Below are 20,214 nucleotides of genomic sequence, written 5' to 3' on the forward strand. Positions count from 1 at the left end.
CGGTGACCGTGTATACCGGAGTCCACGTCCACCGGAAAACACGTTCACAGGCGATCAGGGTCGCGTCCCGTCCCGGGGCCCGGAGAATTCTCCTTCATCAGCTCGGCCGACAGGCCTCTCCGTCGCCTTCCGGTGTCGTTCGCCCAGCTCGACCCGCCCGCCAAGTGGTCCTCTCAGGAGGTTAGTCGGGATGAACGCACGACTCCGAAGCCAGGCTGCGACGGTCGTCGTCAGCTCATGTATCGTCGTGTTGACGGCGTTGTACTACGCATTCCCGGAACAGCGGCTGCTCTTCGTCGCCATAGGGGCGACCGGCGTCATCGGAATCGTCCTTGGTGTCTTTCTCAACCATCCGGCGCATCGACTTCCCTGGCTGCTGCTCGCCGCAGGAAACTTCGCCTTCGCCGCAGGCCAGGCAACCCAGATCATTCTCATCGAGATACTCAATGAAGACATCCCGTTCCCGTCTATCGCTGACGGCTTCTATCTCGCGGCATATCCGCTCTATGCGGCGGGACTGCTGGGCTTCGCGCACTGGCGCACGAGTTGGCGCGACCGGGCGAACCTCGTCGACGCGCTGACGCTGACCGTCGGCCTGGCCTTGCTGTCGTGGCTCTTCCTCATCGATCCGTACGCCCGCGCCGAGGGTCTCACCTGGGTGCAGAAGGCGTTCGCCATCGCCTATCCGCTCGGCGACATCCTCGTCCTGGCGATGCTGCTGCGGCTGCTCGTCGGCCGTGGCGGCAAGAGCAGCTCGCTCATGCTGCTCACCCTGGGCACCGTCGGCCTGCTCACCGCCGACGTGCTGTACGGCCTGATCCAGCTGAACGGGACGTGGCGCACGGGTAGCGCGGTCGAACTCGGCTGGGCCGTCCTGTACGGCGCCTGGGCGGTTGCCGCGCTCCATCCGTCCATGCGCTTGCTGACGCAGCCGCTGCCATGGCGAGCCGAGACCGGCACGGGCCGGCTGGCCCTGCTCACCCTGGCGTCGCTCATCGCGCCCGCCATCCTCCTGACGGAGGCGGTGCGCGGCGTGAGGTCCAACGTCGGCGTCATCGGGGTCTTCTCCGCGGTGCTCTTCCTCCTCGTGCTCTACCGCCTGGCGGGGGTGGTGGCGACCCACCGGCGGGCGGTCGGCCGGGAGAAGGCGCTGCGCGACGCGGTGTCGTCGCTGGGCGGAGCGGGCGAGCTGCGGGATGTGGCCGCGGCAGTCCACTCCGCGGTGACGCAGCTGATGCCGGCCGGCCCGCCCCGTTCCGCGCTGCTCACCCTGCCGGACAGCACACTCTGGGTGAACGGGGCTCACAGCGTCCTGCGCGGGCCCCTGGCCACGCGGGCGACCACAGCCGCACGGGAACTGGTCGCGACCGGCGAGAACCGCCTGGTGGCCCTCGACGGTGTGGGGCCCGCCCTCGTCGACCACCTCACGGTGGAGCCGACCCGCAAGGACCACGCGCTGGTCTGCCGACTCGCCGCGCAGGGTCATCCCTCGGACGATCCGGTGATCGGGGTGCTGATCGTGGCGGGGGAGGAGCACGACCTGCTGGTGCTCCGGGACACGCTGGTGACTCTCGCCGCGCAGGCCGCGCTTGCCGCGGAGCGGGTCACCCTCGCCCATGAAGTCAACCGGCGCAACAGCGAGATGTACTTCCGCACGCTGGTGCAGAACGCCTCCGATGTCATCCTGATCCTCGACGAGGACGACCGGGTCCGTTACGCCAGCCCCTCCGCCGACCAAGTGCTCGGCCTGCCGGACCTGGAGGGCACCCTCCTCGTCGATCTGGTGCCACCGCAGGACAGTCGCGCGGTGGTCGAGACGCTCGGCCGGATACGCAGGGGCGAGCCGCAGACCGGGCGCGAGCACTGGCGCGTGCTCCGCGCCGACCGGTCCTCCATCGAGGTCGAGCTCAAGTGGAGCGACCTGAGGGAGGAGGCGACCGTCGGTGGAGTGGTGCTCACGTTGCGGGACGTGACCGAACAGCGCAAACTCGAACGCGAGCTCACCCACCAGGCGTTCCATGACTCGCTCACCAATCTGGCCAACCGCGTGCTCTTCCAGGACCGGGTCAACCACGCCCTGGCGCAGGCTCAGCGCGACGGCACGGTGGTCGGCGTGCTCTTCATCGACGTGGACGAATTCAAGGTCGTCAACGACATACACGGCCACGGTGTGGGCGACGAGCTCCTGGTCGCGCTGTCACTCCGGCTGCAGACGACGGTCCGTGCCTCCGACACCGCCGCGCGCATCGGCGGTGACGAATTCGCACTGCTGGTGGAAGGCTCCGCGGCGATAGAGGGCGTGGAGCGTTTCACCGAACACGTGATGACCGTGTTCGACGAGCCGTTCCGGCTCAGTGTGGGGCCGATGAGCACGTACGCCAGCATCGGCGTGGCGACGACAGAGGACAGCATCGACTCGGTCGAACTGCTGGCACACGCCGATCTCGCGCTGTACTCGGCGAAGACGGCGGGCAAGCGCCAGTGGCGCCGCTACCACCCGGAGCTGCAGAGCGGCATGGCCGAGCGCGCCAATTTGCAGGAGGCCCTGGACAGTTCGTCGATCGAGACGTCGTTCCTGGTGCTTTACCAGCCCATCGTGGAGCTGGTCAGTGGTCAGATCGCCGGCTTCGAGGCGCTCGTTCGCTGGCCCCACTCCACGCGCGGCATGGTGCTGCCGGAGCAGTTCATCACTCTGGCCGAGGAGAGCGGGCAGATCGTCCCCCTGGGCGCCTGGGTGCTCGACCAGGCCGCGGCCGAGGCGGTCCGCTGGGAGGGCTCCGTCCTGCGCGACGGGACGACCGGTCGCAAACCGCCCTACATCAGCGTGAATGTGTCGCCGCGACAGTTCCGGGACGACGACTTCTACAACGTGGTCCGGCGTGCCCTGGATCTCTCGGGTATCGAACCGTCGTCTCTCGTACTGGAACTGACCGAGAGTGTGCTGATGTACAACGACGAGCGTATTCTGGGCGAGATGAATGCGCTCACCGAGCTCGGCATTCGCATTGCGATCGACGATTTCGGAACGGGCTACTCGTCGCTGAGTTATCTGCGTGAGTTCCCCATCTCGATACTCAAGATCGACAAGTCGTTCGTCGACGAACTCGGGCGATCGCCGGAACAGTACGCCCTCGTCGAGGGCATCGCACACCTCGCGGACACGCTCGGCCTCACGGTCATCGCCGAAGGCGTGGAGAACGTGAGGCAGCAGGAGCTGCTGATCTCCATGGGCTGCCGGTTGGCGCAGGGCTATCTCTTCGCAGAACCGGTCAGTGCCGAGGAGGCCGGGCAACTGATCCTCGCACCGCCGCTCGGCCGCCTGGCCGAATTGCCTGTGAGGCCCGCGGAAGGGAAGCAGTGATGGCGGCGGCCCCTTCCCGCCAGGAGCGCAGACCGTGCTCCGCAAGATGCCGCGCGAGGCAGGAGGCTCGAGGTGACGGAACGTGATCCTCGGAGGGCAGAGTCGGTTGCACCGTGCGTCGTGCTGCGCAACGACGAGGAGCAGTACGCGATCTGGCCCGCAGACCGCCGGATTCCGGCCGGGTGGCATCAGATCGGCGGACCGGAGTCCGACGCGGGGTGCGGGGCTCTGGTGGAGCGCCTTTGGACCGACATGCGGCCCGCGAGTGCCCGCGCCGAGCGGACACCGGAGTCCTGGCCGGGCGGTGTGCCCGAGCTGGTGCGGGAGCGAGCGCGGCGTGAGCCGTCCGCTCTCGCGGTGCTCTCGGAGGACGGCCGGCTCAGCTACGCCGAGCTGAGCGGTCGCGCCGACCGGCTTGCCGACCGGTTGCGGGAGTGGGGCGTCGGCCCGGAGTGCGTCGTCACCGTGTGCCTGGACCGCGTGCCGGAGCTGATCGTCGCCCTGCTGGCGGTGCTGGGATCCGGAGGCGCGTTTCTGCCCCTCGACCCGGCGACCCCGCGGCAACGGATGGTCCACCTGGTCGGTGAGACCGGTTCACGTCTCATCATCACGAGCCGCGAGCACGCCCCGATGTTCGCCGGCTGCGAGGCGCGCATCGTCCACGCCGAGGAGGCCGGGGAACCGGATGCGCAGGCGCCGCCGGAGGCTTCGCGGCCGGCACCCGGACCCTGCCCGGACGACCTCGCCTATGTGATCTACACCTCCGGTTCCACCGGGCCGCCCAAGGGTGTGATGATCAGCCACCGGTCGCTGGCCCACTCCCTCACGGCGGTGGTCCGGGCCTACGATCTGACGCCCTCCGACCGGGTGCTGCACGCCGCGGCGCTCGGCTTCGACACCTCACTGGAGCAGATCTTCGCCACGCTGATCAGTGGCGCGACGCTCATCCTCGCGGGCACCCCGACATGGGCGCCCACCGACCTGCTGCGCCGCCTGCCCGAGTACGGCATCACCGTCGCCGACCTGCCCCCCGCGTACTGGCAGCGGGTCGTCTCCGTCGCGGACCGCGGCGAGATGCTCGCGTCGCTGAGACTCACCATCGTCGGCGGTGAGATCGTCACCGCGAAGGACTGCCGCGCCGTTCTGCGCAAGATCCCCGGCGTACGGCTCGTCAACGCCTACGGGCTCACCGAGACCACCATCACCTCCACGCTCTGCGAACTGAGTCAGGAAGTGCTCGCCGCGCCGGACACCGCCGTCGCCCCGGTCGGCCGGCCTCTGGAGGGGAGTCACGTCCATGTGCTCGACGACGACCTGCGCCCGGTGCAGCCGGGCGAGCGCGGCGAGATCTACATCGGGGGGCAGGGTCTGGCGCGCGGCGTCTGGCGGCAACCCGCCCTGACCGCACGGCAGTTCCTGCCCGATCCGCACGGTTCCGCGCCGGGGGACCGCATGTATCGCACGGGGGACCTGGGCCGTCGGCGCCCGGACGGCAATCTGGAGGTGCTGGGCCGGGTCGACGACCAGATGAAGATCCGCGGCTTCCGGGTCGACCCGGCGGAGATCGAGGCCGCACTCGTCTCCCGTCCGGAGATCGGCCAGGCGATGGTGGTGGCGCGGACGCGTGACAACGGCGACCGGGACCTGGTCGCCTACTACACGCCCGCCCCGCCGCCGGCCGGCGGCGAGGCTGCGCAGCCCGCACGGCTGCGGTCGGCACTCGGCGAGGTCCTGCCGGGCTACATGATCCCGGCGGTCTTCCACCCGGTGGATCAACTGCCCGTCGCGCCCAGCGGAAAGCTCGATCGCAAGGCCGTACCGGAATCGGGGTCCGCGCCGAAGCCGGACGGCGCCGACGACCGTCCGGTGGTGCAGGGAATGGCACAGCTGTGGTGCCAGATCCTGGGTGTGGACTACATCCGTCCGCACGATGACTTCTTCGAGCTGGGCGGCAACTCGCTGCTGGCCATGGAGATGCTCGCCCGGACCCGCGTCATATTCGGCATCGGCGTCACACAGATCCGCGACCTGACCCGTTCGCTGCTGCGCCAGCCGATGCTCGCCGCGTTCGCCGAGTCCGTGCGCCAGGCACGTGCCGGCACGCTGACCCGCCCGGACGGTTTGAGCGTCGACTTCGCCTCGGAGACCGGCCGGCGCATTCCGGAGGTGGGCCGTGACGCGCCGGCTCCGGATCACCGCCGCTCCGGCGACGTCCTTCTCACCGGGGCGACGGGATTCTGCGGCGCCCACATGATCGACGAGCTGCTGCGCAGCACGACGGGCCGGATCCTTTGCCTGGTCAGGGCCTCGGACGAGCAGCACGGCATGGAGATGATCCGCGCGAGCCACCAGCGGTACGTCCTCAGGGATCTGTCCAGCCCGCGCGTCCAGCCGGTCGTCGGCGACCTGGGCAAGCCGGGACTCGGTCTGCCTCCCGGCAGGTTCGAGGAGCTGGGATCGACCATCGACGCCGTCTACCACTTCGGCGCCCAGGTCAATTTCATCTACCCGTACCACGAGTTGCGCGCGGTCAACGTCGACGGGACCTACGAGATCATCCGCCTCGCCGCCGGCCGGGCCGTCCCCGTGCACTTCGCCTCCAGCATGGCGGTGCTCGCCGGACTCGGGCCGGCCGGCGTGCGCGAGGTCACGGAGAGCACGCCGCTGGGCTTCCCGGAATACCTGTCGGTGGGATACGTGGAGAGCAAGTGGGTCGCCGAGGCGCTGCTGAAGAAGGCATCCGACGCGGGACTGCCGGTCGCCGTCTACCGTCTGATGGACATCGCGGGCAGCAGTGGAACCGGCGTGATGAACACCAACAGCGAGATGGCCGCCCTCTTCGGCTTCATCGCGCGGACCGGTCTGTGCCCTGACGTCCGGCTGCCGCTGGACTTCCTGCCGGCCGATTGCCTGGTGCGCGCGATCGGGCACATCTCCACCCGCCGTCCTCCGCGCGGCGAGGTGTATCACCTCACCAACCCCCGTCCCGCACTGCTCGGTTCGCTGGCCGAGCGCATGCGCCAACGGGGGTATCCGGTCCAGGAGATCCCGTACGCCGAGTGGATCGCCGCTCTGGTGAAGTACGCGGCCGGGCACCCCACCGACGCGATAACGCCGTTCGTCCCGCTCTTCGTCGACCTGTGCCACGGCGCCGACATCACCGTGAGCGAGATGTACTTCCAGGGGGTTTTCCCGGAGTTCACCCGCGACAACGCGGAGCGGGCACTGGTGGACGCCGGGATCGGCATTCCGCCCGTGGACGCCAAGATGATGGACTGCTTCATCGACTTCCTGCAACAGGCCGAGCCAGTGGGGCCGGTGGCTGACCGGGGGCAGGGAGCGGCACGGTGGTGAGTCGATGCCCCGGATGGGAGGCGCTGAACGTGCTGGAAGCGGCGCCCGACGGTCCGGTGGCGTTCTCCGCCGACCTCAGCCCCGCCGGCCTCCTGGCGGCGTACCAAGCCGGGGTCTATCCGTTCCCGGCGTCCGACGAGTACACCCGTGCCCTCAATGAGGTGGTCTTCGCCGATCAGGTGCAGGAGGGCCGCATCCCGCTCGTGGGGGAGGAGGAGCCGGCCGATCCCTTCGCCGTTTCCTGGTGGTCACCCGACCCCAGGCCAGTGCTGCCCGTCTCGGCCGCGCATCTCAGCCGCAGCCTCGCCCGGCGGCTGCGCAACGGGCTGTCGTGGTCGACCAGCCTGGACCAGGGGTTCGAGCGGGTCGTCCGCGCATGCCGCGGCGACCGTGTCCCGCTGTGGCTCACCGAGGAGCTGATCGCGAGCCTGGTCCGCCTGCACGAGCTGGGTCATGCTCACAGCGTCGAGGTGTGGGAGAACGGCGATCTGGTCGGCGGCGTCTTCGGCCTCAGGGTCGGATCGGTCTTCAGCATGGACTCGATGTTCTTCCAGCGCCCCGGCGCCTCGAAGGTGGCGGTGAGCGACCTCGCCGCGCGTTTCGCGCAGGCCGGCGGCGAGCTGCTGGACGCGCAGCGGGACAGCCCGCACGTCCGTGATCTCGGAGGCATCCTCATGCCGCGAGAGCAGTACGTGCGATGTCTTCACCGCCCCGCGTATGACAGCCTCCCGATGCCCACCGCCACGTTGCCCGCCCGCCGCCTCGCCAGGACCGCGGGAGCACGCTGACCCTGTTCGTCGCGCTGCCCGGCACCCCGGGATGCAGGACGCCCGGGTCCAGCGGCTCCGGGTGAGGGGCGCCGAGGCCCCTCGGGCGCGGCGCAGGCCTCGGACCGGTCCGCCCTGCCTTCGCCGAGCAGCGGGCCCAAGGTGGGGCAAATGGGGCATATGTGGTGAAGGTTAACTAACGGTTCTAATGTGTGACTGACAGTTCGGCTTCGTGGACAGGACGGTGATGTTCCCACCTCGCGTACTCGTCATCGACGACGACCAGGATGTGAGCGCTCTGCTGGAGCGGCACTTCCGCGAGCGGGGATGCCCCGTGGCGGTCGCGCACTCGGGGGAAGAGGGGCTCGACCTCGCCTTCGCCGACCCGCCGGACATCGCGGTGGTCGACGTGATGCTGCCCGGCATCGACGGACGGGAGGTCGTCCACAGGCTGCGGGCGGACGACCGGACGAGGAGATGCCGTCTCGTCGTCACCTCGGTGCTCGACCGGGAAGAACTGTTCGGCCTCGCGGACGAGGTGCTGCCCAAGCCGTTCCGGCAGTCGGCCGTGGTGCGGCTCGTTGACTCCTACCGGAGCTCTGTGGCCCAGGAGTCCCAGGAGTCCCAGGAGGAGTAATGGCTCATGTCCTGATCGCTGACGACGACGCGGACATCCGGGATCTGGTGGCGTTCAAGCTGACCCAGAGCGGTCACCAGGTCACGGCCGTGGAAGACGGCATGGCGGCGCTCCGGGCAGCACGTGAGAACACCGTGGACCTGGCACTGCTCGACATCCGGATGCCGGGCATGTCAGGTCTGGACGTGTGCCGGGAACTGCGCGCCACGGCCCAGACCGCGACACTCCCCGTCATCATGATCACCGCCCGGTCGCAGGAAGCGGACGTCGAGGTCGGCTTCGCGGCGGGAGCCGACGACTACATCATCAAGCCGTTCAGCCCGCGAGAGCTCTCCAGCAGGGTCACCGCGGTGCTCAACCGGGTGGAACGGTGATTTCCGCCGGCATCGTCCGCGGCGCGCTGCTGATCCTGCTGGCCGTCGTCCTGGCGCTGGGCCTGCTGATCGTCGGCAACCGTCTGGTGCGCAGTCACCGGGAGCGCAGACGCGAGCGAATCGCGGCACCGGTGCGCGGCTCCCTGCTGCAGCTCCTGTGCGCGGAGGAGGATGAGCAGGCCGAGCTGCTGAACCGGCTCGCGGAGATCGACAGGCGGACCTGGGTCGCGCTGGAGCCGACCCTCACCGCGCTGCTGGGCAAGGTCGCCGGTGGGGCCCGCACGGCGCTGGTCCGCCTGTACGAGCTGCGCGGGGCCGCCGTGGACGCCGTCGCCGACCTGTCGAGCCGCAGCGCGGTCCGGCGGGGGCGCGCCGCGCAGGTGCTCGGTCAGCTCAGCCACCGCCCCGCCGCCCCGTCGCTGTGCCGTCTGCTGGCCGACCGCGACCCCGAGGTACGCCTGGCCGCCACCCGGGCGCTGGGCCGGTGCGGGGGACCGGAGGCCGTGTCGTACCTGCTGGAGTCCCTCCACGGACCGCGGGCCGTGCCACCCGCCGCGGTCACCAGGGCGCTGGTCTCCCTGGGGCCGGAGGCACAGCGGAGTGTGGCCGCGGGGCTGGAACACCCGCAACCCCTCGCCAGGGCCGTGGCCATCGAGGTCCTCGGCGCGACCGGAGTGGTCTCCCGTACGTCCGAGATCGCCCGTGCACTGCGCGAGGACCCCCAGATCGAGGTCCGCGTCAAAGCGGCACGCGCGCTGGGCAGACTGGGCATGCCCGAGGGCCTGGAGCCGCTGCTGGCGGCCGTCCGGCCCGGCCAGCCGGTCGCCCTGCGCATGGTGGGCGCCGGGGCCCTCGGCACGCTGGGAGCCGTCGCCGCGACGGGCCCGCTGGCGGAACTGCTCGGCGACCCTGACCGGCATGTGGCCGCCACCGCGGCTCGCGCGCTGATGCAGCTCGGCCCGGAAGGACGGGCCGAGCTGCACGCGGCGGCCGACGACCGCTCCGGCGAACCGGCCGCCGCCCAGGCCAGAGCCGTGCTCGCCGAATCGGCGGTCGGGGCCGCACGCCACGACGTCCGCGCGGAGGTGGCGCTGTGAGCGTGGCGGCCGGCGAACCGTGGGAGTCGCTGCTGGGCGCGGTGCACTCGCTGATCACCGTGTGCGACAGCGTGGTGATCGTGTACTTCCTGGCGATCAACACCAGTTATCTGGTGCTGATCCTCATCGCCCTCGGGGAGTTCGTCAGAACGCTGCGACGGGCTCCCTTCGCAGGCCACGACGAGGCCGCCACCAGTCCCCTCACCCCACCCGTTTCCGTGATCATGCCCGCGCACAACGAAGCGGCCGGCATCGCCGAAGCGGTACGGGCCATGCTGCTGCTGCGCTACCCGGAGTTCGAGGTCGTCGTCGTCGACGACGGCTCCACCGACGGCACGCTGGACGCCCTGCGGGAAGCCTTCGACCTCGCCGAGGTGGAGTACGTGGTGCACGACGACATCCCCGTACGCGGCAGGGTCACCTCCGTCCATCTGCCCAGGGGCGGCCCGGTACGCCTCGTGGTGGCCCGCAAGGACAACGGCGGCAAGGCCGACGCGCTCAATGTCGGAATCAACCTGGCGCGCTACCCGCTGGTGTGCATGGTGGACGCCGACTCGATCCTCGACTCCCAGGCGCTGCTCGCGGTGGCCAAACCGTTCTGCGACGATCCGCAGCGGGTGGTCGCCTCCGGCGGTGTGGTCGGCCTCGCCAACGGCTGCACCGTCGTGGCGGGACGCGTGGTCGAGGCGCGCGTGCCACCGGACCTGCTCGGACGCGTTCAGGTCGTCGAGTATCTTCGCGCCTTCCTGCTCGGCCGCACCGGATGGTCCAAGCTCGGCAGCCTGCTGATCATCGCCGGAGCCTTCGGTCTCTTCCGCAAGGACGCGGTCGTGGCGGTCGGCGGAATGGACCCGGACTGCATCGGCGAGGACGCGGAACTGGTCATCCGCCTGCACAAGCACATGCGCGAGCAGGGCCGCGACTACCGCATCGTCTTCGTCGCCGAGCCGATCTCCTGGAGCGAGGCGCCCTCGCAGCGGAAGGTCCTCGCCCACCAGCGGCGACGCTGGCACCGCGGCCTGACGGAGATCCTGCTCAAGCACCGCCGCATGATCGGTAACCCCCGCTACGGCCGGATCGGTCTGCTCGCGCTGCCCTTCTACGTGGTCTTCGAACTGCTGGCCCCGCTGGTGGAACTCGCGGGGCTCGTCCTCGTACCCCTGGGCGTACTGATGGGCGCGGTGAACGCGGACTTCCTGTGGCGCTTCCTGGCCGTCGCCTACATCTACGCCATCGTCGTCGGCATGGTGTCGGTCGCGGTGGAGGAGTACGCCTTCCACCGGTTCACGCGGTGGCGGGACGTCTGGGGAGGCATCGTCGGGGTAGTGGCCGAGAACATCGGATACCGCCAGATGACAGCGTGGTGGCGGCTGCGCGGCATGTGGGACGGGCTGCGCAAATCCCCTCAGGTGTGGGGTTCCATGACCCGGGCCGGATTCGACTCTCCCGCCCCGGTGAGGGAGAAGGGAGGCGATCGGGCATGAGCCGTGCCTCCAGATGGAGCGCCGGCCGGGTGGCGCACCGGCTCGCCCTCGCGTTCGGGCTGCTGATCCTGCTGATCGCCCTGTGCGGGGCCAGCACGCTGATCGGCGCGCTGGCGCTGGAAAGCCAGCGCGACCGGATCATCGACCGCGTGCTCCCCGCCCAGGACGACAACGTGCGCCTGCTCAACGCGTGTGTCAGCGCGCAGCGTTCGATGCGGGGCTACCTGGTCACGGGCGACCGGAGTGAGCTCGCCGACTTCCGTGCCGCCCGGGAGAGCATCGCGTCGATCAGTGCCGACGTCCGTGCGCACGCGGTCCTGGACGAAGACGATCTCATGACGCAGCAGCGGCAGATCGAGGCGTATCTGCGCGTAGCGGACGACCAGGCGAAGACCACCCCGGGAAGCGCGCGGGCCGTCACGCTCACCCGTGAGGCCTCTCGGCGCTTCAGCGCGTTCGAGGTGACCAACGCCCGCCTGGACGACCAGATGAGCGAAGAAGAGCAGCGTCTGGAGGACCGCGCCGACACCGCGATCCGGGCGGGCATCGCCGGGTTCGCCGCCGCACTGGCCGCGGCCCTCGCCCTGGCCGTGTACACGTCGGTGCACACCACGCGCGCCCTGACCGGGCCGCTGCGGAGAACCGAGCGGACGCTCGGCCGGCTCACCGCCGGAGACCATGCCGCCCGGGCCGAGGTGACGGGGCCGGAGGAGATCCGGGCGGTGGCGCGGTCCGTCAACCTGCTCGCGGACGAGAGGGACCGGCTGCGCGCGGTCGAGCAGGAACGGCAGCGACTGTCGACGGCCGCGAAGGAGACCGGCATCCGGATCAGGGACCGCCTCGACGTCGGCTACGTCCTCGACGAGGCGTGCAACGGCATCGGCGAGGTCCTCGCTGCGGATTACGTCTTCATCATGCTCGCCGAGGACGGCGGCTCCGGGTTTCCCTTGGCCCGGGTGTGGTCCGCGGAGCGGGGCCTGCTGTCCGACGACGAGCGAAGGGGCATCCCGACGATCCCGGCCGACGTGGTCCGCGACCACTACCGGCGGGGAACGCCCTGGCTGGTCACCGACTTGTCCCAGTACGTGTCGGACACCCGACCCATGCCAGGTGCCCCCGGCTCCTTCGGGAAGACCGGTATGCCGGCAGGGAACCGCACCGCCGTGGCCGCGCTGCGGCTGGACTCGGCGGTGATCATCCCCATCGGGGTGGGGGAGGAACCGATCGGTGCCGTGTCCGTGGCCCGAACCAGCGCGGACCGCCCCTGGCGTCCGGTGGACGTCGAGTTCGCCGAGTCCATGGCAGGAGGAATCGGCCGGGCCCTGCACACCGCCCTTCTCTACGAGAAGGAGTCGGGCCTGGTGGACAAACTGCGCGCCCTGGACAAGGCCAAGAGTGACTTCCTGTCCACCGTCTCCCATGAGCTGCGCACCCCGCTGACCAGCATCGTGGGATACATCGAACTGCTGAAGGACGAGGACAGCGATCCGCTCTCCCCGTCCCAGCTGCGCATGCTGGAGGTCGTCGACCGCAACGCCAACCGGCTGCGGGCCCTGATCGAGGATCTGCTCACGCTCTCCAGGATCGAGTCGGGAGCGTTCACCTCCCGGAAGGCACCGATCGACCTGCGAAAGCTGGTGGTCGCGGCGGCCGACGCGATCAAACCGGCCGCCGAGGCCGCCTCGGTGAGACTGGAGACGCGCTGCCCCGAGCAGCCGTTGGTGCTGGAGGCGGACGGCGAACAACTCGACCGGGTCCTGATGAACCTGCTCTCCAACGCGGTGAAGTTCACCCAGGGCGGCGGGACGGTCAGCGTACGAGCCGACGCGCAGGACGGGGAGGCGGTCCTGCGCGTGAGCGACACCGGCATCGGCATCCCCGCGACCGAGCAGACCAAGCTCTTCCAGCGGTTCTTCCGCGCCTCGAACGCCACCGAGCAGGCCATCCCGGGAACCGGCCTGGGGCTGACCATCGTGCACACGATCGTGGCGAACCACGGCGGCCGAACGCAGGTGTGCTCCGAAGAGGGCCGGGGAACCACGATCACCACGTGGCTGCCGCTCACGGGTCATACGGACGGTGCGGCGGGCTCCGCCTGAACGGCGTCGCCGCAGCGGGCGGGTTCGGAGGTGCCGTCCTGGAGGTGGTGCGCCGTCCGGTCCGCGCGCGGCCGACGCTGAAGCGGTCGAGGGCGGCCTGTGCCGCGGGGGAACGTGAGCCGCTGCGACCGGACTTCGGGTCCAGCCGTGCAGGATACGGGGATCGCTGAGGCCGGCGGGCGGAGTCGTCGCCCAGCGCTCAGTCGAGGGTGTGACGACTTGGCCTCGCCTCCGGGAATTGATGGACCGTCAGAAGACTGTCACCGGAAGCGAAGGCAGACGGGTGCCCGGCGACCGGGTACCCCGAATGCAGCAGGCCGAACGTAGCCCTTCAACCTCGGCCTGCCCGATTTGCGATCTTCTCTGGTTCATTCTTTGCTTGAAATGTCCGACGAGCGGATCGCCTGATCGCCGTCATCGCATGCGCCGCATCGAAACCGTCGCGACCGGTCTGTTCGATGGTCCCGGCCACGCTTCGTGGTCGCGCCTGACATGTGGAGGCGGACGATGGAACCGGAGTCGACAGCCACGCCGAGGCAGTATGCGGCGGACGACGAGGAGCGGTTTCGGCTGCTGCTCAAGAACTCCCCGGACATGGTCTTCCGCCGGACGCTGGACGGCGTCTACCGGGAGGTGTCCGCCGCGGGGCAGGAACTGCTGGGCCGGCCGGCCGAGGAGATCGTGGGGACCTCGGTGAAGTCCTGGGTCCACCCGGCCGATGCGGAGGAATTCGAGTGGGCCGAGCGCGATCTGCTCCGCGACGGCCGGGTGGCGGTGTGCCTGCGTCTGAGGCATGCCGACAGGCACCCGATGTGGACGGAGATGACGTGCTGGGTGGTGCGGGACCCCTCAGGCGAGCCGCTCGAAGTGCGCGGGTTCATCCGTGAGGCGGAGGGGCAGCGGCGCAGGGAGGAAGCGCTGCGGCTGTTGCAGGATCAGGCACGTTCAGTCATCGAGACCGCCCGGGACGCCTTCGTCTCCATCGACGAGGACGGCCTGGTCATCGACTGGAACCAGAGTGCTGAGAAGCTGTTCGGATTCAGTCACCACGAGGCGATGGGCCGTCCGCTGACGGAGACGATCATCCCTGAGCGGTACCACGACGCGCACAGGGCCGGTCTGCGACGGGTACTGGCCGGCGGAGAGTCTCATGTGCTGGGCGGTCAGGTCGAGCTCACCGCCCGTCATCACGACGGTCACGAGATCCCGGTCGAACTGGCGGTGTGGAGGCTGAAGTCGGCGAAGGCGCGCTGCTTCAACGCCTTCATCCGGGACATCAGCGAGCGCAAGCAGGCGGAGGCCGCTCTGGCGGAGGCCCGCGACCAGGCGATCGCCGCGTCCCAGGCGAAGTCGCAGTTCGTGGCCTCGATGAGCCACGAGATCCGCACCCCCATGAACGGCGTCATCGGACTGAGCGAGCTGCTGCTGGGCACCGAGCAGAATGCCGAGCAGCGGCGTTACACCGAGGGCATCCATGCCGCCGGCAGGGCGCTGCTGACGCTGATCAACGACATCCTCGACTTCTCCAAGCTGGAGGCCGGCAAGCTCGAACTGGACGAGGTCCCCTTCAGCCCGCAGGTGCTGGTGGAGGAGGTCGTCTCGCTGGTGGCGCAGACCGCGCAGGCCGAGGGCCTGGAACTGCTCAGCGACTGCCATCCCGACCTGCCCGCGATGGTGCTCGCGGACTCCGGACGACTGCGGCAGATCCTGCTCAATCTGGCGTCCAACGCGGTGAAGTTCACCGAATCCGGCGAGGTCGTGCTGCGTGCCGGCCCGGCCCCGGCCAGACCCCCCGCAGAGCAGGCGCCATGGCTGCAGTTCGAGGTGGCCGACACCGGCATCGGCATCGCCGCGGCCGATCAGGAGCGGATGTTCGACGCCTTCTCCCAGGCCGATGCCTCCACCACCCGCCGCTACGGTGGCACCGGTCTGGGGCTGGCCATCTGCCGCCGGATCACCGAGGCCATGGGAGGCTCCATCGGCGTCACCAGCCGGCCCGGCCAGGGAAGCACCTTCTCCTTCTGCGTACCGGTTCGCGCCCCCGACGCCCCCGAACTGCCCCCGGCCCCGCCGCACCCCGACATCCTTCGCGGGATGCGGGTCCTGGTCGTCGACGACAACGACACCAACCGGCTGATCCTCGACGCGCAGCTGCGCAGATGGCACATCGGGCCGACCATGGTCGCCGGCGGCCCTCAGGCCCTGGTGGCCCTGCACGAGGCGGAGGCCGCGGGCCGTCCCTTCACCCTTGCCATCGTCGACATGTATATGCCCGACATGGACGGCCTGGAACTCGCCCGCCGGATCACCACCGACCAGAACTTCGCCCGCGTACCGCTGCTGCTCCTCACCTCCGGCCCCCAGCCGCCCGCCGCCGAGCTGCACGCGGCCGGCATCGCCCGCAGCCTGTCCAAGCCCGTCCACCAGTCCCAACTCCTGGACGCCCTGGTCGAACTCGCCACCCGGACATCGCCGGTGGCCGCGACGGCTCCGGCAGCGCAACCCTCCACCGCGCCCCAGCACGCCCACCGGGGCCATCTCCTGCTGGTCGAGGACAACGAGATCAACCAGATGGTCGCCCAGGGCTTGCTCACCCGGCTCGGCTACAGCACGGACATCGCCGCCGACGGCGCCCAAGCTCTGCTCATGACCCAAGAGCACAGCTATCAGGCCGTGCTGATGGACTGTCAGATGCCCCGGATGGACGGCTACACCGCCACCCGTGAACTGCGCCGCCGGGAAGGGGACCACGGGCACCTGCCGGTGATCGCCATGACCGCCGGAGCCCTCGCCGAGGACCGGGAACGGTGCTTGGCCGCGGGCATGGACGACTACGTCACCAAACCCGTCAGCGCCGACGAGCTGGAACAAGCCCTCGCGCGCTGGGTCCACGCCACTCCACCACAGGCGGGAAACGACGACCTGCGAGTCTCCATCGAGCAGCGGCTGGACGAACTGCGCGGCGCCGGCACCCCGGCTGAGCACCAACTGGTCGACAGGCTGGTGGACCACTTCCTCGTCCGGGCCCCCGAGATGACCAGCGCGCTCTTCCACGCGCTCGGCCGCCACGACTCGCGGGAGATCGCAGACCAGGCTCACAGCCTCAGAGGCGCCGCCGGGAACATCGGCGCTGTGGGCCTCGCCGCCTGTTGCCAGGAGCTGGAAGAGCACGCGCGGTCCGGAGAGCCGGCCTCACTCGCCGAGACCGCTCCTCGCCTCCAGGACGAACTCGACCGGACCTGTCGCACCCTCGACACGGTGCGCTCCCACCCTCCAGGCCACGAACCCGGCTGACGAGCCGCTCGGATATCGCCCCCTGGCGGGCGTACGTGCCGGAGGGAAGGAGAACTGTGGGCAAGCTTCAAGTCCTGGTGCCCGTCCGCCGTGATGCGACGGCCTGGATGTATGCGGCAACAGGGGCCGTGCTGATCACCATCTATCTGGTCACCTCCTCCACGGCGCGCTACATGCTGCCCGTACTGATTGCCGCCTCGGTCGTCTTCGCGATCGCATGGGGAGTGATCAGGAACAGGCCGCCGTCCTTCCTGCCGTGGCTCCTCTTCGCGGCGGCCATGGCACCGTTCGCGGTGGCGGACGCGATCTGGGGCCTGTACCAGGTCCGCGACGCAGAGGTTCCGTTCCCGGGTGTGGCCGACATTCTCTACCTGGGCAGCTACCTGTTGTTCGCCGCGGGGCTGGTGACGTTGGCCCGGCAGCACACCGGCCGCCTGCACTGGGCGGGGTGGCTCGACGCGGGCATCGTCACGCTGGGGTTCGGAATCCTGGCGTGGGCGTTCATCATCGCCCCCTACCTGCGCAGCGAGCTGTCCGCGTGGCCGCTCGCGGTGTCCGTGGCCTATCCCGTCGCCGACCTGGTGCTGCTGTGCGTGGCCGCACGGCTGATGCTCACCACCGGCAAGCGCACCCCCTCGATTCTGTTGTGCAGCGGATGGCTGCTGGTCCTCCTCGCCGCCGACGGCCTCTACTACGGAACGATGGCCACGACCGGGACCGCGATCGCGGAGGACGTGTCCGAAGTGGGGTGGATGGTGTCGTCCCTCCTGCTGGGGGTTGCGGCGCTGCATCCGTCCGTCGGCTGGCCGGCACGGCTGTCGGACGGCAAGGAAAGGATGCCCCGGAAGCGACTGTCGATCCTGATCGCGCTCATCCTGGTGGGGCCGTTGATCGTGCTGGCCAATGTCGGGGGCATCCGGGGCCAGCCCGTGAACATCACGGTGATCGTCGGCATGCTGGCGACCCTTTCGCTGCTGCTGGTGCTGCGCATCGCGTTCCTGGCCCAGTACGCCCAGAGCAGGGCCATCGAAGCCCGGACACAGGCCCACTACCTCGCGGCATCACTGCGGGAACAGGAAGAGCTCCAGAAACAGCTGAGCCATCAGGCGACCCACGACCCGCTGACGGGGCTGGCCAACAGAGCGCTGCTGAACCAGCGCCTGGAGTCTGCTCTCAGCCGGTGTACCGCATCTTTCCCCGCCGCGCTGCTGATGCTCGATCTCGACGGCTTCAAGGAGGTCAACGACACCCTGGGCCACCCGTCCGGCGACGAACTGCTCATCGACGTCGCCCGGCGGCTGACAGCCAGGGTCCGTGAGCAGGACACGGTCGCCAGGATCGGCGGGGACGAATTCGCCCTCCTCGCGGAAGGCGTGGACGCCGGAACGCTGTGCGACTACACCATGCGGATCCTCGACTCCTTCATGGACTCCTTCATCCTCGACCGTGGCCACTCGGTCCGCGTGACGACAAGCATCGGAGCACGGTGCATCACCAGGCCGACCACACCGGCCGAAGCGCTGCGGGACGCCGACGTCGCTCTGTACCGCGCCAAAACCGCAGGCAAGAACCAGGCCGTGATGTTCGAGGCCCTGTAACGGCCACCGCGACGCGGGCCGCGACCGTGCGAAGTGTGCACGAGAAGGACGCCTGCGGGTGTCTGCCCCGGCAGGCGCCCTTCCTCCGCGTCTAGAAGAAGCCCAGCCACTTGGCCGAGTACGACACCAGCATGTTCTTCGTCTGCTGGTGGTACACGCCTGACCTCGCTCCTGACCTGCGACAAAGAGTGGAAACGTCGAGTTCCAGGCTGGATTCGGTCCGCACCTGGTCCGGATCTTGATGAGTGGTACGTGGTGCCAGCCAGGGGGCCGCGGTACCACATGGCACGTTGTAGAGACCGTCCGTGGGCGTCCAGGCCAATCCATGATGAGCGCCGGTCGGCAACTCTTCCTGAGACGTCAAACTCCGAGTGAATTAATATCTGTTCCCCAGGGATCAGATTTTGGGGGGCCGGGCGGCAGTGAGTTCTTGCAGCGAAGAGCAGAGTGGAATTATCCACCGCACACGGGCCGCTTCGGCGTGCTACTGTCTATCTCAGTTGCAGTTGTGGTTCCCGAAACTTCAAGTGTCCCCATCAGGCTTCTGCTGGTCGGGAGCGCTTTTGTATTTCCGGTCATTTCCGGGCGGGGTAATCATCGCGGCGACACGGCGTCCGCAGGGTGCGGATGCTGATGCACTGCCCCAAAGGAGATATGACATGGCTGCTGGTACCGTGAAGTGGTTCAACGCGGAAAAGGGCTTCGGATTCATCGAGCAGGACGGTGGCGGCGCCGACGTGTTCGCCCACTACTCGAACATTGCCGCGCAGGGCTTCCGTGAGCTGCTCGAGGGCCAGAAGGTGAACTTCGACATCGCGCAGGGCCAGAAGGGCCCGACGGCCGAGAACATCGTTCCGGCCTGACGGTCACGCGCAATCCGTAGCTGGGGCCCGCATCCTTCGGGGTGCGGGCCCCAGCTGCATGCGTATCCCGCAGCGGCTTTCACCCGCGGGACGCCCCGGAGGAATCCGCAGTACCACCACAAGCGGTTCCTCCCTCAGGACGCGGACGTATCCTGAAGCACTGCACCGCAGCCGGCGCCCGGATCTCAGGGTCCCCATCGCGTCACCCATTTCAGCACCTGCGCCCACGGATGTATCCGCCGGCCAGATCTGCATTCTTTTGCCACCGGTCCATACTTGTAATTCTCCATGCCATTCATCGCGGCGGGAATTCCTTGATATGTGCCACATCGAGGAAGGTTCCGCATGAACCGCACGTACCCGAACGACCGCCCCGCCCGCACCGGTGACGGCCGTGCCGGCGCCGGAAGGGGCGGCAGCGGCAACGGCTCGCAGGCACCGCGCCGTACCGGCGCCCCCGTCCGCTCCGGCGGTTACGGCCGTCGGCCTGCCGCAATACCTCGCCCCTGGTCGGACCGTTCTCCCCTCTTCTCTCTGTGAGGCCACATGCGCTGCGTCATCGCCCGCTTCCCCTTCGAGCTCACCAAGGGCGGCGTGCTGGAATCGATGAAGGGCATCAAGCCCGAACCGGTCACCGGCGAATCGGTGATCATCGGCCGCCGCCACTACCCCGCCAAGCAGGTCGGCCAGGTCATCACGCGCCAGGACCGCCGTGACTTCAGCGCCGCCGAAGTCCTGCGGGCCATGGCTCAGCTCGGCTTCACCTGCCGCGCCGTCCCGAAGGCAGCGCCCCTGGGCATTCTCAGCCCGATGCAGCACGCCTCCGCGATGCTCGGCACCCCCGTCACGGTCTGACCGGGTAAACAGACACGAGCCGACACCTGACCAGCAGTGTGGGCCCGACCGGTACGCCGGTCGGGCCCACACTGGATGACCCATGACCTGAACCTGGTCGTGAGCGCATACGCCGGGTACGACTCCTCCGCAGGCTGGAACCAGATCCAACGCTCAGGGCTGCGGATGACGAAGGAGCAGGTCGCCACGTTCGTCGAGGAGTACCAGACGCTGCTGCGCAAGCATCTGACCGAGCCCGGTGACCACCCGCCTGACTCACGGCGCATGGCTGTACGCCTGGTGGTTGTGCCAGACGAAGGCCCCCGGCCCACCCCGCCGGCCGAGCCGGACGACGATTAGGCCGTTTCTGATGGCTCTTGGACGGTGTCTCGGAGCCAGATGACGATCGCGGTGACGGTCAGGGTGCCGTTGAAGATGTAGTCGCGTTTGTC

14 protein-coding genes are annotated in these 20,214 nt (G+C 69.2%); 13 read left to right on the forward strand and 1 reads right to left on the reverse strand.

The genetic code is table 11. The annotated features are described in order from the left end of the window. Nucleotides 1–190 precede the first annotated feature (190 nt). The 10 genes from AB0937_RS17060 (at nt 191) to AB0937_RS17105 (ending at nt 18,065) form a co-directional block, all read left to right on the forward strand. Nucleotides 191–3,361 carry an EAL domain-containing protein gene (locus AB0937_RS17060; protein WP_366712514.1) on the forward strand — a complete coding sequence of 1,057 codons (3,171 nt, stop codon included), beginning with the start codon at nt 191–193 and terminating at the stop codon, nt 3,359–3,361. A gap of 120 nt (nt 3,362–3,481) precedes the next feature. After that, entirely contained in the window at nt 3,482–6,715 is a 3,234-nt protein-coding gene (locus tag AB0937_RS17065) for an amino acid adenylation domain-containing protein (protein ID WP_366712516.1), read from the forward strand. After that, nucleotides 6,712–7,503, forward strand: a complete 792-nt coding sequence (locus AB0937_RS17070; protein ID WP_366712518.1) for a leucyl/phenylalanyl-tRNA--protein transferase — start codon at nt 6,712–6,714, stop codon at nt 7,501–7,503. The genes AB0937_RS17065 and AB0937_RS17070 overlap by 4 nt, the downstream gene beginning before the upstream one ends. A 211-nt stretch (nt 7,504–7,714) precedes the next feature. Then, nucleotides 7,715–8,119 carry a response regulator gene (locus AB0937_RS17075; protein ID WP_366712520.1) on the forward strand — a complete coding sequence of 135 codons (405 nt, stop codon included), beginning with the start codon at nt 7,715–7,717 and terminating at the stop codon, nt 8,117–8,119. Beyond that, nucleotides 8,119–8,493 (forward strand): response regulator, encoded by a 375-nt coding sequence (locus AB0937_RS17080; protein WP_102909533.1) that lies wholly within the window; start codon nt 8,119–8,121, stop codon nt 8,491–8,493. The genes AB0937_RS17075 and AB0937_RS17080 overlap by 1 nt, the downstream gene beginning before the upstream one ends. After that, nucleotides 8,490–9,590 carry a HEAT repeat domain-containing protein gene (locus AB0937_RS17085; RefSeq protein ID WP_366712523.1) on the forward strand — a complete coding sequence of 367 codons (1,101 nt, stop codon included), beginning with the start codon at nt 8,490–8,492 and terminating at the stop codon, nt 9,588–9,590. The genes AB0937_RS17080 and AB0937_RS17085 overlap by 4 nt, the downstream gene beginning before the upstream one ends. Then, the gene (locus tag AB0937_RS17090) at nt 9,587–11,074 is read left to right on the forward strand and encodes a glycosyltransferase (protein ID WP_366712524.1); all 1,488 of its coding nucleotides are present in this window, start codon (nt 9,587–9,589) and stop codon (nt 11,072–11,074) included. Before AB0937_RS17085 ends, AB0937_RS17090 begins: the two co-directional genes overlap by 4 nt. Then, on the forward strand, nt 11,071–13,173 hold the full coding sequence (locus AB0937_RS17095) for an ATP-binding protein (protein ID WP_366712525.1): 2,103 nt from the start codon (nt 11,071–11,073) through the stop codon (nt 13,171–13,173). Before AB0937_RS17090 ends, AB0937_RS17095 begins: the two co-directional genes overlap by 4 nt. 507 nt (nt 13,174–13,680) lie before the next feature. Next, nucleotides 13,681–16,467, forward strand: coding sequence for a response regulator (locus AB0937_RS17100; RefSeq protein ID WP_366712527.1), 2,787 nt, complete (start codon nt 13,681–13,683; stop codon nt 16,465–16,467). Nucleotides 16,468–16,523: 56 nt separating this feature from the next. Next, on the forward strand, nt 16,524–18,065 hold the full coding sequence (locus AB0937_RS17105) for a GGDEF domain-containing protein (RefSeq protein ID WP_366712528.1): 1,542 nt from the start codon (nt 16,524–16,526) through the stop codon (nt 18,063–18,065). 91 nt (nt 18,066–18,156) lie between these two features. On the opposite strand, the gene AB0937_RS17110 is transcribed toward AB0937_RS17105, so the two are convergent. Next, nucleotides 18,157–18,291, reverse strand: a complete 135-nt coding sequence (locus AB0937_RS17110) for a hypothetical protein (protein WP_366712530.1) — start codon at nt 18,289–18,291, stop codon at nt 18,157–18,159. 433 nt (nt 18,292–18,724) lie between these two features. On the opposite strand from AB0937_RS17110, the gene AB0937_RS17115 reads away from it, so the two are divergent. From AB0937_RS17115 to AB0937_RS17125, 3 genes are all read left to right on the forward strand, one after another. Then, a complete protein-coding gene (locus AB0937_RS17115) occupies nt 18,725–18,928 on the forward strand; it encodes a cold-shock protein (RefSeq protein ID WP_003973099.1) in 204 nt (67 codons plus the stop codon). 546 nt (nt 18,929–19,474) lie between these two features. Beyond that, the gene (locus AB0937_RS17120; protein ID WP_366712532.1) at nt 19,475–19,783 is read left to right on the forward strand and encodes an SCO5918 family protein; all 309 of its coding nucleotides are present in this window, start codon (nt 19,475–19,477) and stop codon (nt 19,781–19,783) included. A 75-nt stretch (nt 19,784–19,858) separates the two neighbouring features. After that, complete coding sequence (locus tag AB0937_RS17125; protein WP_366712534.1) at nt 19,859–20,122, forward strand: hypothetical protein; 264 nt, start codon at nt 19,859–19,861, stop codon at nt 20,120–20,122. Nucleotides 20,123–20,214: the final 92 nt, after the last annotated feature.

This window comes from Streptomyces sp. NPDC047880, assembly GCF_040706515.1.
Classification (GTDB): Bacteria; Actinomycetota; Actinomycetes; order Streptomycetales; family Streptomycetaceae; genus Streptomyces.

What these genes read in the sequence shown, in the direction of transcription:
- AB0937_RS17060 (WP_366712514.1), top strand. Translation starts at nt 191, where the DNA reads ATGAACGCACGACTCCGAAGCCAGGCTGCGACGGTCGTCGTCAGCTCA.
- AB0937_RS17080 (WP_102909533.1), top strand. Translation starts at nt 8,119, where the DNA reads ATGGCTCATGTCCTGATCGCTGACGACGACGCGGACATCCGGGATCTG.
- AB0937_RS17095 (WP_366712525.1), top strand. Translation starts at nt 11,071, where the DNA reads ATGAGCCGTGCCTCCAGATGGAGCGCCGGCCGGGTGGCGCACCGGCTC.
- AB0937_RS17100 (WP_366712527.1), top strand. Translation starts at nt 13,681, where the DNA reads ATGGAACCGGAGTCGACAGCCACGCCGAGGCAGTATGCGGCGGACGAC.
- AB0937_RS17115 (WP_003973099.1), top strand. Translation starts at nt 18,725, where the DNA reads ATGGCTGCTGGTACCGTGAAGTGGTTCAACGCGGAAAAGGGCTTCGGA.
- AB0937_RS17120 (WP_366712532.1), top strand. Translation starts at nt 19,475, where the DNA reads ATGCGCTGCGTCATCGCCCGCTTCCCCTTCGAGCTCACCAAGGGCGGC.
- AB0937_RS17125 (WP_366712534.1), top strand. Translation starts at nt 19,859, where the DNA reads ATGACCCATGACCTGAACCTGGTCGTGAGCGCATACGCCGGGTACGAC.